The sequence below is a fragment of the Lacrimispora algidixylanolytica genome (genome assembly GCF_003609635.1).
In the GTDB taxonomy this organism is placed as follows: domain Bacteria; phylum Bacillota; class Clostridia; order Lachnospirales; family Lachnospiraceae; genus Lacrimispora; species Lacrimispora algidixylanolytica.
This window is the reverse complement of record NZ_MCIA01000016.1, coordinates 90835-105026: the sequence shown is the minus strand read 5'-3', so window position 1 is coordinate 105026 and position 14192 is coordinate 90835. Positions and strand designations below refer to the sequence as shown.

Genomic DNA, 14192 nt, shown 5'->3' with positions numbered 1-14192 from the left:
CCAGATGTATAGCAATCCCCCTACCTGGTTGCCAATGCTTTCTTGAAGTATAGCTCAAAGGAACAAGTAATAGGAAATAACGGAAACATATGCTAAGTAGTGGCTAAGTTCACTAATTGATGGTTCACGTAGCAGATAGCGATGAATAATGTTCTTTGCTTCATCTAACGAATAGTTAGAACATGCAATGAACATACCAATATTGCAGGCAGGATCAGAATTTCCAGCATATTTCCAATTAATTAAATAGAATTTGTTATTTTGATCAATCAAGATATTTATATTGCAAAAGTTACAGTGACACAAACACTTTGCTACCTTATCATGTTCTGTCAATTCAAATAACTTTTCTGCATCATGGTAAAGTGAGTCGTAATCCTGGAATTTATCTCGTCCTTGTTTTTGAATCTCCCCCTCCATTTTCTCTATTATATCCCAGATGTTGAAGCTGTATTTAGAATCAATATTAGCATTGTGAAGCTTGTGAATCATAAACAACGCTGTGTCAACTTGCGAATGATTGTAATAATTCAGTGATTGTACATCCTGTATGTAGTGTGATATCTTCCAACCTTCCAAAGGATCCATGTAGATGAATGTGTTATCAAGTTCAAGCTTTTTTGCATACCCCATCGAAAAGGCTTCACTCTGTCGAGTGGTATTTTTTTAATTTCTGTGTTGGTATGCCGATAGACATATTTTTTGTCACGGCATGAAAAAACAAAAGATGTTTTCGTCAATCCAGTTTTTATGGGGTGAATAACCTGTATTTCACTGTTATTGCACTAAAGAAGATTTGTAATATTTTTAAAAATAATTGAGTCCACATTTGTCATGTAGCTAGTATCAAATCTTCTAAGATCCTCTAAAGTATCAAATTCATGAATCTTGTCTCTATCATAGGTCTTAATATAAAGGTGGAGTACATTTAGGTGCCGAATATACATGTCTTCCCACAGTTGATCTTTGGTTACGGGTGAAGCGTATTCCATTTACAGAATATCAATAAACTTATGGCTGAACTCTTGTGAAAAATAAACATGTCCAAGCATATACCAAGATGCTCGACCTCCAATATTGACCTGTATAATTCGGCCTTTGGAATTGCATTTTAGGCAGTATTCATCAGTTTCTCCACGCTCGAAAACTGCGGCGTAATAAGAATGGTACACATAGGGCGTAAAAACGTTTTCAGAGAAATAGTTGTCCGATGAACAGATGTATGTGTTACCAAGCTTATCCGCTACTCGAATTAGGGAAGAGGTATTGTTATAGCAATAATAATCTTCGTTTATCACGATTTTTACACCCATTTTCTCAGCTAGATAATACATCTTCTCTTTCATATCACCAACTACCACCGTAATGTCGTCTATGCCAGCTTCTTGTAGCTGCCTTATTTGCCGTTCTATAAGAACCTCGCCTTTGACCATCATAGGCTCTTGGACTTATCATAACAAAGCGGGGCAAATCGACTGCTCATACCTGCAGCCATAATGATTGCGTTTTTCACTTGATATAGAGCCAAAGCTTGTATACCGGTGAGTGTTGATTGCATTTTCTCATCTAATAGTTTTTCTTGCTTGAGCTTTTTGCAATACGTCTTAATATCTTTTAACGAAATAGCTAGTTGCTGGGCAAGCTCTCTTTGTTGGATACTTTCTATGTCATTACAACAGAAGATAGAATATAAGATATTAAATTGTGTCTTAGACAGCATAATGTACATCATTCCTTGTTCGTTTTTTATATATGGAATAATTTAACAATATCAGAGTTTAAATTGAATGTCAACAAATGTAAATGATGAGCTGTGGTCATAATAACTATTATATTTATTGTCATTGCTAGTGAAAAGTAATGCATCGAATTCAGTACCGGTCCCAAAGTTACAATGAGACACTTTTACTGATGGAACTATAGACATGTTTCAAAATAAGACCTGATTTAGGAGGTTCAATAAGTTCAAATATTGTTAATATGAAAGAGGTATTTAATAACGATACTTACTTGTAAAGTTAATACGCGGAAAGAATATTACTGTTTAATTTTGACGCTATTTAGTTAATAGATTATCACTGACAGCAACAAATCGACAAGGTAAGTAAATAATCAAATATAATATTCAGTTTGATACAATGGTAAAGGCAATAGATGATTTATCGCTTATATAGAAACATTGTAATGATTGCCAATGTAAGAGTATTTGGCACTTGGGTAGAAAAGATGTGTGTAATATACCTTTTATAAAGAGGTCTAATTTCTTTCATTTAATATTATGTTGAGAATTTTATTTTATACTTCAACAATTGGTACAAACAGCTAAAACCAGTTTAAAAATCATTATAAGTTTTATGGACAGAAGAATGCTACTGAGTGAGTTTAAGAAAATATTTTTAGAATTAGTATTTCTCATTATAGTAATAAGAATACCAGATGATTAGAATATTAGTAACAAACTGGTTAATAAAAATCATAAGTATATCATCGTATTCACTACTTGGAATCACAATTATCCTTTACATGGCTATGGTATTGCCATGTAAAGGATAAATAAACTGATTCAAAAGTGGCCCTATTACGAAATTAGCATATATATTCATAAGTCATTTTTATGCAAGTTTAACCACAAGTTTCATGGGCGACTGTTTTTGTTTCATATTGACGTTTGAATTTCATGGATGTATAATTAAAAAATAAATAAAAATAAGCAATATAATCAGAATATTGTCTAATTATGGAATTATATGTCGAAAAAAGGAGGATTATAAATTGAGATTATTCAGCAAATTGCTTATCAATAAGAGAATTCACTATAAAAACACTAATGGTTGTTAGCAAGCAAATAGCAATACCAGCAATTAAAAACCACCTTCCGACTCCATATTGTTCTGAGAATGATCCTGCTATAAGCAAACCGAGAGGCATTGATATGGTTGATAAACTGCTTATTAAAGAATAGACTCTTCCCATTTCTCCAGCAGGAATGGTTTCTTGTATGTAGGCAATATATGGAATGTTGAATACATTATATCCTATGCCGGAAATAAAGCAAGCGAGAGTAAATATTCCAAACCAATGTCTATCTCCAGGAAGTAAGCCACACACTAAAGAAGCTAATCCTAGCAATAATGCACCAATATGCACAGCGGCTATTTTATTCTTATGGATAGTCATGTGGCTAAAAAACAATGCAGTTAACATCATTCCTAGAGTATATACTAATTCAACGAAACCTGCATGCCAAGCAGATACATCAAAGTGCTCACTACTCATGAGCGGGTAGTAGCTGCTTAAAGGAGCATAGAAAACCATCGCCAAGAAGGTAATTAAAGTAACTAACAGGAGAGTTTTATCATTTGCAAGAGTAGTGAAACCTTCCTTCATTTCCGACCAAAAATGATGAGTTTGTTGCCTTTCTTTGCATGGATCAGGTATTTTGACTACACCCACAGCAATACTGGCAATTATAGCACCAACTGTGTCTGTAAGTAAAATAAGCCAAAGAGGGAACACTAATAACATTGCTGCACCAATTACTGGTCCAAGCATATTGGAACCTGATTGTAAAAACTGTCCCCATCCATTAGCTTTAACTAGATATTTCTTAGGTACTAACATGGGAATGGCTGCCTGTATAGCAGGACGATGAAAAGCATTCCCAGCGGAACGAATCGCCATTACGATGTAAACTATTGTGAAAGGGATATAGTTTAGCCAAAACATTATGGCCACTAAAAAAGTAGTAGCACCTACGAAAAGATCAGCACAAATAATGACAGTTTTTCGGTTGAGCCGATCAACCCATACTCCAGCAATAGGTCCAAGTAATATTTGAGGAAGATATGAAAACAAAGCAGCCAAGGACATAACGATGGGAGATCCAGTCGCGCTTGCCAGCCACCAAAAAATTGAAAACTGTACGGCTGAACTTCCTATCAGTGAAATTGATTGGCCAATTATTATAGTTAGGTAATGACGTTTCCATGACTGAATTGTATTTTTCATAAATTTACTCTCCGTATTATTTTAAAATGATACATTATATAGTAGGGATTCCTATAATTGTCTTGCAATGTTAAAAATCATTATTCTACGACTTTTTACAAGGAAGTTTTTCGCATCAGTAAAAGGGGGGCTTTCACATGACTTTGATAGAATTCCATACAATTATGATGATAACAATAGTATAGACATTGAGTCTTGATGTCAATACGGAAAAGACTTATGTTTTAGAGTAGAAAAGCTTATACATCTTTATGTATTATTGTTTGATAAAATTATTATTAAAAAATAGTATGAACATATAGATATAAAATATATATAAACAATTAAGGGGGAATTGATACATGTGTAAAACACATATGACCCATTCAGATAATGACTACAAATTGTGGGTTAATACTGAAAACAGGAAAGGGAAAGTAATATTAATCCATCCTTTTGTGGAGGAAACAAGAACCAAAAATAGAAACTATTCTACTGAGAGTCTTACGCTCGGTTGTCTAATTGGAAGTCTACGAAAGGCTGGGTACTCGTGTGTTGCGGTGAATTCAGAAATGAATCAATGGGATGCTTATGAAACATCTAAATATGTTCTGAAGCATGATGACATTTTTTTTGTTGGAATTTCCTGTAAGTCAGAGCGTTCTTACGGTGTGGCCAAAACAGTGGCATCCTTGATTAAGGCAAAACTACCTAATGTACATATCACAATAGGAGGAATTCTAGCCACTGTTTCTGATAAACGTATCTTGGAGGATTGCAAATATTTTGACTCAGTTAGCCGTGGAGAAGGAGAATTTTTAATCACAGAGTTAGCCTACAAATTACTATACGGAATGACATTGAATGACATTAAATCACTAACATATCGAAATGTAATGGGTGTGATCAGGAACCCTTTAAGACAACGAATTATAAATTTGGATAAAGTTCCACTATCGTTTAGAACTGAAATGCACGAATTGAAAGAAAACGGATCCACCCAACTCTCATCAGCTTATATGTTTACATCAAGAGGATGTTTTGGAAATTGTAGTTTTTGCTGTGTTTATCAGTTGTTAGGCAATCATATGGTTTACAAGCGAAGTCCTGAAAATGTTGTTAATGAGATAAAAGAAATAGTAGAAAACTACGGGGTTACAGAATTTTACTTCATTGACGATTTGTTTATTCTACCTTCTAAGAAAGGTGAAATTTGGGTTGACAAGTTTTGCTATCTATTAGATGAAGCAAATTTGAAAATTAAATTTCATGTGGAGATTCGTGCTGATACAGTCCAATCAGAGTTAATTAAAAAATTGGTTAATCATGGTTTGTTTCGGATATTCATTGGCGCAGAAGCTGGTTGTAATAGTGTACTAGAAAGATATAACAAGAAGTGTACTGTACAGCAAAACAATAAAGCTTTATATGAACTTAAACAATCTGGAATACCCAAATATCAAGTGGAGTTGGGTTATATAATGTTCGACGCAGCAATGACGTATCAAGAGCTCAAAGAGAATTATTATTGGTTAAAAGAATCTGGGTTAAGTACAGTTCAAAATCTTCAAAACAGAATGAATGTGTATTATGGAACACAAATGTATCATGATTTAATACATAGATTCAACTTGGAGCCACCAAAATTTGGAGAAAGTTGGATCAACAATTTCTATATGGATAAGGGGGTAGAATTTGTTGAGGGTACAATCCGCCGTATTCGTAAGGAACTGTATAAGAACAATACCGGACTACTTTGCGATTTTTTTGGAGTTTTAGATAAATACAAAAAAGAGATTGGATTTTTTGGATATACCTCCCAAAACGAAGAAAAAGACGAAATCATTTACAATATACTTTATTCAATATATAAGTATTTAAATAAAGAAGAAAGAGAAATATATTATAGTATTTTCGAAAGCTGCTTTGAATACATTGAAAATTCATCTAAGCGACAAGAGGATTTTGAAACACTACTGGCAGAGACAGTAAACTCCAGAGCAACTATCCTGAGAGAAGCATCCACATATTTTGATAATATTATTGATGCTTTTAGTAAAACTTATGTAGATATACGTAAGGCACGTAACATATATCATGTTTATGCGGATCCACATAATTATTTTGAGGTCATTTTGTTGGACACTTTAGAAGACAAATTTGCTTGCAATGTAAATCTTAAGTTTGGACAAATTATGGTGAATTAATATAAATAATGACTTTTTATCCTTAATAAACAACTGATTGTAATGGCAACCTAAAAAGTTTATAAGAAAAGATAGCTACGTTAGTTTATATTTAGATTTACAAATTTATGATTTTCATAAATGACGTTATTTTTTTAAAAACACTAATATGGGTATAGCTTTTTATCACTTATCAGGCTTTATGACTAATACGAAAGGATATAGGTAATTATGGTTATTGTAAGAGAAATTATAGGAGTTTTATTGTCAGTGTTATATGTTACTGTAGTTTTGGTAATTTCTGAAGTTTATACCGAAAAGAAGAAAAATATTAATAAGGAAAATTCCAGAAAAGTAATTCATATTTTGACTGCTCACTATATTTTTATTGTTTGTTTTTTTAACCATTCAGTTTGGTTTGCGGCAATCCCTTCGCTAATTTTTATAGTTATAAATGCTTTATCAAAAAAATTTAATCTATTTAAATCGATGGAAAGAGATAATTCAGATTCATTCGGTACAATATGGTATTCAGTATCGGCAACATTAGTAGTTGTTTTTGCATATTCGTTTAATATAAGAGAAATAGCAATCATTAGTATACTTATATTAGGTTATGGTGATGGATTGGCAGCCCTAATAGGAATAAAATATGGAAAGTATAAACTACAGACCTCAGATAAGACATTTGAGGGTTCAATCACAATGTTTTTTGTAACAGCCATTATTTATGGTACTTTCCAATATATAACATATGGAGTAATTGACTTAAGATTAATGCTTAGCATGTGTGTTCTTACAACTTTATCTGAGTATATAGCAACAAAAGGTTTAGATAATCTGCTAATACCGTTTACAGTTTCAACAATATTGATATGCAATCATTTTTTGCCAAATTCAACTTCTATCATATTTGTTACAAGCTTAATTGTATTATTCGTTTTTCTTGTTTGGCTTGCTGATTCATTAACCTTATCTGCCTGCTTTATAACTGTAATAATGATGTTCCTTGTGTATTTTTCTGTAGGAGTGCTTCCTCTAATTGGCATAGTAGTATTCCTTGTGTCTTCATCAATTGCATCTATTCCGAGTAATGTTTGCAAGAATCGTGCAAGACAACTACACAAGCGAAATGGTGTACGTTCATATATTCAGGTTCTGGCTAATGGTTCTGTAACAGTTGTATTATCAGTTATTTTTTATTTTACAAGGCTTGATTCAATTTGGTTTGGAATATTTGTTAGCTTGGCAGTGGCTTCATCAGACACATTTTCGTCTGAGATAGGGATGCTTAGTAAGAGTGCGCCTATCTCAATATTGACTTTCAAGAAAACTGAATCCGGTCTATCTGGTGGTATTACATTTCTTGGTTTTTTAGGAAGTCTTGTTGGAGCATCTATTATTGGAAGTGTTGTATTATATTCAAGAGCAGGTATGTTTATAAGTGTTGTCATTTCGGGAGTTATTGGGTCAATGATTGATAGTTTTATTGGGGCTGCACTGCAGATCAAGTATATAACTCCCGAAGGGGAGATTACTGAAAAAGAGTTCTGCAATGGAAAGAAACTAGAAGTCTATAGTGGAATAAGGTGGATAAACAATGATTATGTAAATTTTATCAGTATCTTGTTAGCCACTTTTCTATCAGTTTCCATTTATCAATTATTATTATCATAATACTCTGTAGCATTAATCATAGAAAACTTCAGCTATATATTATTAACAACAGGGAGATATATAATGAATACAATAATTATTCATCTAGAAAGTATTAGTATGATACATCTTCAACAATTTCAGGAATTGTATTATAAGTTATACAATTTACCGATAAAACGCATTTGGTTTAACAATTTTTACTCAACTTCTACCTCAACGATAATGGCAATTGCTGATGTCTTATCAGGTGACATGAGTAAATATGAGACATCAATATCTTCATCACGATTAAAAGATAGTAAACCTCATATTTTATCACTTAACAAAGTGATTCCAAATAGTAAAGCTTTATTTTATCCACCCTTTTGGAGTAGTAGCGATCTATTTTCATTAAAACAACTATTTCCAAACTTTGAATTATTTGGTAGTTATTCTTGTTTTAGAAATGAAATACGTAATTACCTAAACAAGTACAATGATTTTACACTATTTATCTATGACGGCAGTAGTAGTTTGGCTATGTTGGAAAATGCTGAAATTAACAACGAATCTTATTTAGAACAGTGGTATAAAGGAAAGTTACGTACCATTGAGACCGTGTATTTTGTGATCGAGTGTCTGTTTGCAAGCAAATTGCAGGACAAAGTTCAACTTGTTATCTATGGCGACCATGGAAATGATTTTTTGACTCACAAATCTGGACGAGGACATACACACTGTTTCGAACCTTATAATGATTTAACACATGTTCCACTTATTTATTATCACCCACGGCTAGATAATCAACATGTGGAAAAAGTTTTCAGCATGAAAAATCTATACGCTTTAATAATTAATGGATTATGCAATAACGCTGATAATAATAACTTTACACAATTTTTGTACGAGCAGGAATCATTCGCCTTTGCCAGAAACCTATATTCAATGCAAAGCGAGGCAGAAATAGGATTAAAAAAAGCGTATTCCATAACAGATGGCACATATAGTTTGATTGTCTCGAGTAGTGGTGTTGAAATGTATGCGAATTCTTTTGATCCGACAAACCACTGTAATTTACTTACCTATTTTACAATGCAAACTAATGGTATGTTAGTATATAAAGTAAGTAAAGGGATGTCAAAACAGTTTTCGTATGTCATTAACGAAAAACGTGCTCGAGAAATAATCAATGAATACATTATTCTTAAGTCCAAGCTATATGAAGCCATAAAGGAGGTGAGTAGAGATGCTAATAAATTTTTATTTGAAGAATTAGATTTTAATACAATTAATCACATTTAATATGATAACAGTACTAATTAGTATATAAATAATCAATAATGTGTTGGTGTGAAATATCATCAGCTATATAAATCTGATAAATTTGTTTAAAATGTACAAGTAGGAGGTTTAAAATTATTTTAATCAATTACAATTGGGTTTGAACCACAATATATATACATAGTTGAGAACAAGATAAAATAATTAAAGCAGGAGGTATTTGAAGTGGAAAATTTTGATAGACGAAATATCCCAAAGCATATTGGAATAATAATGGATGGAAATAGAAAATGGGCCAAAGAAAATAACAAAAATATATCTGAAGGTTATTTGCAAGGACAGCAAGTTTTTGATGAGGTTTGTTTGTATTGTTTAGAGATGAGAATACCATATCTTACCACATTCGCCTTTTCACTTGAAAACTTGAAGAGAAGTAACGATGAGATACGTGCGTTGTTAGACTTACTGTTTGAAAGACTTCGTGATAAACAATGGTTTATTGAAAATAACATTCGTGTTTATTTTGCAGGTGTAATCAGTTTATTTACCAAAGATGAACAGAGAATTCTTCAAGATCTTAGCACTAGTACTTCTAAATGTGACGGTCTAAGCGTAACCATTGCCCTAAATTATGATGGGCATGAAGAAATTGTTAATGCACTAAATCAAGCAATTAAGCAAAGAGGTCTTATAAAGGTTGTAACGAAGGATACAATAGAAAGATATTTATACACCTCTCATCTTCCCCCTCTTGACTTGATTATTCGTACAGCAAACATTCAGAGATTAACGAGATTTTTGCTTTGGAAATCTTCATATGCTGAATGCGTTTTTTTTGAAAAATATTGGCCTGATTTTAAAAAAGAAGATTTTTTAAAAGCTATTAATGATTATGAAAAGAGGGAAAGACGATATGGAAAATAATCAAGTTGTTACAGGGGTACCTGAGCATATTGGAATAATAATGGATGGAAATAGACGGTGGGCACGGCAAAATTGCCTACCAGTTAATCAAGGACATAGTGAAGGAGTTAAAGTGTTAAAAAAAATCATCCGCAAATGTTCCACAATTGGCATTAAGTATTTGACTGTTTTTACATTGTCTACAGATAATCGTAATAGGGATAAAAAAGAAATGCAGAACTTGATGACCCTAATTAATTTAAATCTTATGGCAATAGCGGAATTCAAGAAGGAGAATATACAAGTAAAAATCGTAGGTGACAGAGAAAATCTGTCAGATTCTTTATTGCATACTATAGACAAAGTTGAGAAGGAAACAGCAGATTGTACTGGACTTATATTATCTTTCGCATTCAATTACGGTGGTCAAGATGAAATTACATCGGCATTTAACAGTATTCTATCAGATAATAGCATTGACGAAGTATCAGTTGAGTTGTTCGAAAAGCATTTGTTTTCTGGATATCTGCCAGAACCTGAATTAGTAATACGAACAGGAGGAGAGAAGCGAACTAGTGGATTTTTACTCTGGAAAGCGGCATATTCTGAATTGTTTTTTTGCAACAAGTTCTGGCCTGATTTTTCTGAAAATGATTTAATAGAAATGATTGATGAATATAATCACCGAGAAAGGAATAGAGGACAATGAGTAATGCATTCAACTTAAAGGAACTAGCAGAAAAATTTGATGATGCACAATATTCAATGCCGACTCATTACTTTTCAAAGCAGGAATTGCTACAAGAATATACCTTTATGATAATAACGCCAGATGCTATCCAAAGAGGATTGGTGCAGCAAATTATGGATTTTCTGCATGATAATATTGAGTTTGACATTAAGCTACTAAACACATGTAAGGTATCTACACGACAACTAGAATTGCTATACAAACATGCTTTTAAAAGGATGTTTATAAAGGGAGAGTTGGTTTACTGGTGGCTGCTTCAAGAATCTTGGTCTATAGGACCATGTGCTGCGTTGCTTCTTCATTCTTCAAATTGTAATAGTAAACCATTAATAGAATCGCTGCTTGAACTTAAGGGGAGTTATCATGGGAAAGGAGAAAAGACAGTAAGAGCATTATTTAATTCAACTAGTATGATAATGAATGTTATTCACAGTTCAGACGATCCCTACAATATGATTCGTGAGGCATCAATATTTTTTAATGATTCTGATTTGTACAATGTCATTGAGCATCCTGGAAGTAAAAATATTGAGGTTGAGGTGTTGAATTACCAGTTTACACTAACAAATCAACATAGTTCTGCAAATGATATTGTCAGTATTGTTCGGTTACGAACATATGCAACTATTGCTATGAACTTTAAGTATGCACTAGATAAAACAACAGAAAAAATTGATTTATTGATCTCATCAAATACATATTATGAATTTATAAATAAAGTATCAGATAGTTACCCCAATTTGCTTCATCTATTTATGATTGCTTATGCCTTGAGTGGAAAAACAGATATACCTATTAGTGATTTGGAAGAACTCTTTGATACAAAGGATATGTTACTCTCAAGGTGGGAAAAAGTGGTCATTAAGAACACTTTATTGCAGAGCATTTGGAGTGAATATTACAATTAGATAAAAAATATAAAACTAGCTGTCATTGTTTCCAATTGAATATAGAGAAACGCAATTTCTTACATATTTGACAACGAAGTAATGATGACCGTTGACCTTCAATTCACGTTGCTTTTCTTACTTTTAAGAAAATGAAATTGTTAAAAGAAAAAGTTAAAATCTTAACTGAATGACTCAGTGAACAATTGATGATACTGTAACATTTATTTGGAACATCATGTGAACTAAAAAAATCAATGAAATGGAGTGATAATATGATAAATTTTAACAATGTGGATATCCCGATATCTGCCATACTTGAATCAATCAATTGTGATGATAATGTGATAAGTGTAATCGCTTATTGGTCACAAATGGATGGACTTGGGAATAAGCATTCTGATATAGACCTCTATGTGTTGACTCATAGCAATACAAATGTTAAATGTCAGTGGGATTATGGGATTACAAAAATAAGTTGTCCATATATAAATGGTGTGAAGTTTGACATTGAATATTGGGAATATGATAAAGTGATGCAAATAATCGCGGACATACACAACAAATCGTTGGTGTTGATAGAGGATCGCGTGAAGTTAACGGTACTTTCTCGAATATACAAGGGGATTTGCATATTTGGAAAAACTATTAAAGAACAAATTAACTATGAAGAACTCAGAAACTATATTATTTATTTGTATCGGTGGTCATGCAAATCAAGCTACGATGATGCAAAACATTTTGCTGATGTTTCAGACTATACTGGGACGTTAACAAGTAATTCATTTGCTGTTATGGCAGGAATGACAGCCATAAATGCCTGTAATAGTAAATTAATATTACAACCGAAGTGGGTACCAAAAGTATACATGGAGACAGAAGCAAATGATCTGGTAACGCAGTATATAGATGGTTTCGTTTTTGTTAACGTAACGGAGCAACACCTTCCCTTTCTGGTAGATAATCAATTGAAAATCATCAAACGTATGTTATTGCGCCTTGAATAATTATGATATTAAATCTTAATCTTTTAACATAGATTTTTTGTTGACTTTCAGTATTTGGCAAGAAGAATTTTATATAAGTAAAATGATTTAGGTACAGGTTCCTTGTCATTCAAATTCGATTATTATTAATATTTTTAATTTAGAGTAAGTTTAGAAAATCATTAATAAAATAAAAAGTATGGGAAGTGGGATTAGTATGAAAAAAACAGCATGGTATAAGAGAGTTATATCTATGTTTGTATTAGTAGTTTTATTATTTAATATGCCAGCAATAGCTGCTGAATCATCGGACAGAGAAAACACTATAAATGTTGCATTGTATGGTTATGTTCCAGATATTAAGAGATTTAAACAGGCTGTTATAGATGAGTGGAGGCAAGTTCAACCTGAGGTAGTATTGAACTTTATTGAATGGGATTGCTATAGTTCAGAGCCACCTGAGAATTTAGATGTATTCGTATTCGATTCTATATTTTTGTCTCACTTTATTGAAGAAGACTATTTAATGCCTATATCAGCCGAACAAATTAACGATAAAGAGGATATTATTAATTTTACTTTAGAAGATAGTAAATTTAATGATAAAATTTATGCCATACCACAAATTATTTGTACTAACTTACTATATACAAGAAAAGATGATTTTTCACTTTCTGAAATTTCTAATGTATATCAGTTATATAATGTTATGGGAGAAAGAAATTCAGACAGTATTATTCCTAATAAAGGTGAGGGATTATTGATAGATATGTCCGACAGTACCACAAAAGCCTGTTTATATCTAGATGCTTTATCCGACACTAATCAAGAATACAGTAATTATTTTATACTGCCTGACTTAAACCGGTTAAATGAAAATACTGTAAAAAGCTTGAAACTACTACAGACAATGGCAGGATTTAATCAGTCTAATTTTTGGCCAGAGGATAATGATTCTTATATTAGAGCAAAGTGGTTTGAGATGGGCATAGGAAGAGCCTTTATTGGTTATACAGAAGCTATGAATAGTATGACAGATTGTATAAATGAGATTAATTTTAAAACCATATCATTATCTAATAAACGAGATTACCCATTGTTTAATGGAGACCTTGTCGGTATTAATGCTAATTTGAATGAGTGTGACAAAAAAGATTTGGCAATAACATTAGCAAATATAATTGCTTCTGATGAAGTACTTATTAACTCTATAAGGCCTAATGATTCGACTCAACATCCTCAATACATATTGCCAGCTCGGTTCAGTGTTTATAATGAGTTAAAAAAAGATTATCCTGTATATGATCAATTATTAAATATTGTTTCCAAGCCAGAGAATAAACTTTTTATAATGGGACCAAGTAGTAGAACATGGCTTGAATCAGCGAAGGATATTATTCTAAAATAGAATTCTATCTTTTTTACAAAAGTATTAAAAGCAATCATAATAAAAACTAAATACTTACTATATAGATTAAGGTACAATAGCTACATAAGTAAATTAGATTGTATTTTTAAAAATTGTATTATTAATTTTAAGGTGTGTTATAAAAAATATGCAGACCTTTGAAAC

At 32.1% G+C, this 14192-nt stretch carries 12 protein-coding genes; 8 read left to right on the top strand and 4 right to left on the bottom strand.

What is annotated here, in order from left to right:
• Positions 1–54: 54 nt before the first annotated feature.
• From BET01_RS21870 to BET01_RS11270, 4 genes are all read right to left on the bottom strand, one after another.
• Positions 55–633: a phosphotransferase family protein gene (locus BET01_RS21870; protein WP_207667604.1), complete on the bottom strand. Its 579-nt coding sequence runs from the start codon at positions 631–633 to the stop codon at positions 55–57.
• A gap of 359 nt (positions 634–992) precedes the next feature.
• A complete protein-coding gene (locus tag BET01_RS21865) occupies positions 993–1436 on the bottom strand; it encodes an NTP transferase domain-containing protein (protein ID WP_207667603.1) in 444 nt (147 codons plus the stop codon).
• Positions 1433–1720, bottom strand: a complete 288-nt coding sequence (locus tag BET01_RS21860; protein WP_207667602.1) for a hypothetical protein — start codon at positions 1718–1720, stop codon at positions 1433–1435. Before BET01_RS21860 ends, BET01_RS21865 begins: the two co-directional genes overlap by 4 nt.
• A gap of 1058 nt (positions 1721–2778) precedes the next feature.
• The gene (locus tag BET01_RS11270) at positions 2779–4008 is read right to left on the bottom strand and encodes an MFS transporter (protein ID WP_120196915.1); all 1230 of its coding nucleotides are present in this window, start codon (positions 4006–4008) and stop codon (positions 2779–2781) included.
• A gap of 341 nt (positions 4009–4349) precedes the next feature.
• Here BET01_RS11270 and BET01_RS11265 point away from each other — a divergent pair, with 341 nt between their 5' ends.
• From BET01_RS11265 to bcmE, 8 genes are all read left to right on the top strand, one after another.
• Positions 4350–6194 (top strand): B12-binding domain-containing radical SAM protein, encoded by a 1845-nt coding sequence (locus BET01_RS11265; protein ID WP_120196914.1) that lies wholly within the window; start codon positions 4350–4352, stop codon positions 6192–6194.
• A gap of 210 nt (positions 6195–6404) precedes the next feature.
• Positions 6405–7850 carry a DUF92 domain-containing protein gene (locus BET01_RS11260; RefSeq protein WP_120196912.1) on the top strand — a complete coding sequence of 482 codons (1446 nt, stop codon included), beginning with the start codon at positions 6405–6407 and terminating at the stop codon, positions 7848–7850.
• Positions 7851–7913: 63 nt separating this feature from the next.
• A complete protein-coding gene (locus tag BET01_RS11255) occupies positions 7914–9113 on the top strand; it encodes a hypothetical protein (RefSeq protein ID WP_120196911.1) in 1200 nt (399 codons plus the stop codon).
• A 204-nt stretch (positions 9114–9317) separates the two neighbouring features.
• On the top strand, positions 9318–10016 hold the full coding sequence (uppS, locus tag BET01_RS11250; protein ID WP_120196909.1) for a polyprenyl diphosphate synthase: 699 nt from the start codon (positions 9318–9320) through the stop codon (positions 10014–10016).
• On the top strand, positions 10006–10704 hold the full coding sequence (gene uppS, locus BET01_RS11245; protein WP_158585043.1) for a polyprenyl diphosphate synthase: 699 nt from the start codon (positions 10006–10008) through the stop codon (positions 10702–10704). The genes uppS (BET01_RS11250) and uppS (BET01_RS11245) overlap by 11 nt, the downstream gene beginning before the upstream one ends.
• Entirely contained in the window at positions 10701–11654 is a 954-nt protein-coding gene (locus BET01_RS11240; protein ID WP_120196906.1) for a nucleoside-diphosphate kinase, read from the top strand. The genes uppS (BET01_RS11245) and BET01_RS11240 overlap by 4 nt, the downstream gene beginning before the upstream one ends.
• 254 nt (positions 11655–11908) lie before the next feature.
• The gene (locus BET01_RS11235; protein WP_120196904.1) at positions 11909–12640 is read left to right on the top strand and encodes a hypothetical protein; all 732 of its coding nucleotides are present in this window, start codon (positions 11909–11911) and stop codon (positions 12638–12640) included.
• A gap of 196 nt (positions 12641–12836) precedes the next feature.
• Positions 12837–14027, top strand: coding sequence for a thiamine pyridinylase (gene bcmE / locus BET01_RS11230; RefSeq protein ID WP_120196903.1), 1191 nt, complete (start codon positions 12837–12839; stop codon positions 14025–14027).
• The last annotated feature ends 165 nt before the right edge of the window (positions 14028–14192 follow it).

Coding starts and splice junctions, on each gene's coding strand:
- uppS (WP_158585043.1), top strand. CDS start 10,006: ATGGAAAATAATCAAGTTGTTACAGGGGTACCTGAGCATATTGGAATA.
- BET01_RS11270 (WP_120196915.1), bottom strand. CDS start 4,008: ATGAAAAATACAATTCAGTCATGGAAACGTCATTACCTAACTATAATA.
- bcmE (WP_120196903.1), top strand. CDS start 12,837: ATGAAAAAAACAGCATGGTATAAGAGAGTTATATCTATGTTTGTATTA.
- BET01_RS21870 (WP_207667604.1), bottom strand. CDS start 633: ATGGGGTATGCAAAAAAGCTTGAACTTGATAACACATTCATCTACATG.
- BET01_RS11240 (WP_120196906.1), top strand. CDS start 10,701: ATGAGTAATGCATTCAACTTAAAGGAACTAGCAGAAAAATTTGATGAT.
- BET01_RS11255 (WP_120196911.1), top strand. CDS start 7,914: ATGAATACAATAATTATTCATCTAGAAAGTATTAGTATGATACATCTT.
- BET01_RS11235 (WP_120196904.1), top strand. CDS start 11,909: ATGATAAATTTTAACAATGTGGATATCCCGATATCTGCCATACTTGAA.
- BET01_RS11265 (WP_120196914.1), top strand. CDS start 4,350: ATGTGTAAAACACATATGACCCATTCAGATAATGACTACAAATTGTGG.
- BET01_RS11260 (WP_120196912.1), top strand. CDS start 6,405: ATGGTTATTGTAAGAGAAATTATAGGAGTTTTATTGTCAGTGTTATAT.
- BET01_RS21865 (WP_207667603.1), bottom strand. CDS start 1,436: ATGATGGTCAAAGGCGAGGTTCTTATAGAACGGCAAATAAGGCAGCTA.
- BET01_RS21860 (WP_207667602.1), bottom strand. CDS start 1,720: ATGCTGTCTAAGACACAATTTAATATCTTATATTCTATCTTCTGTTGT.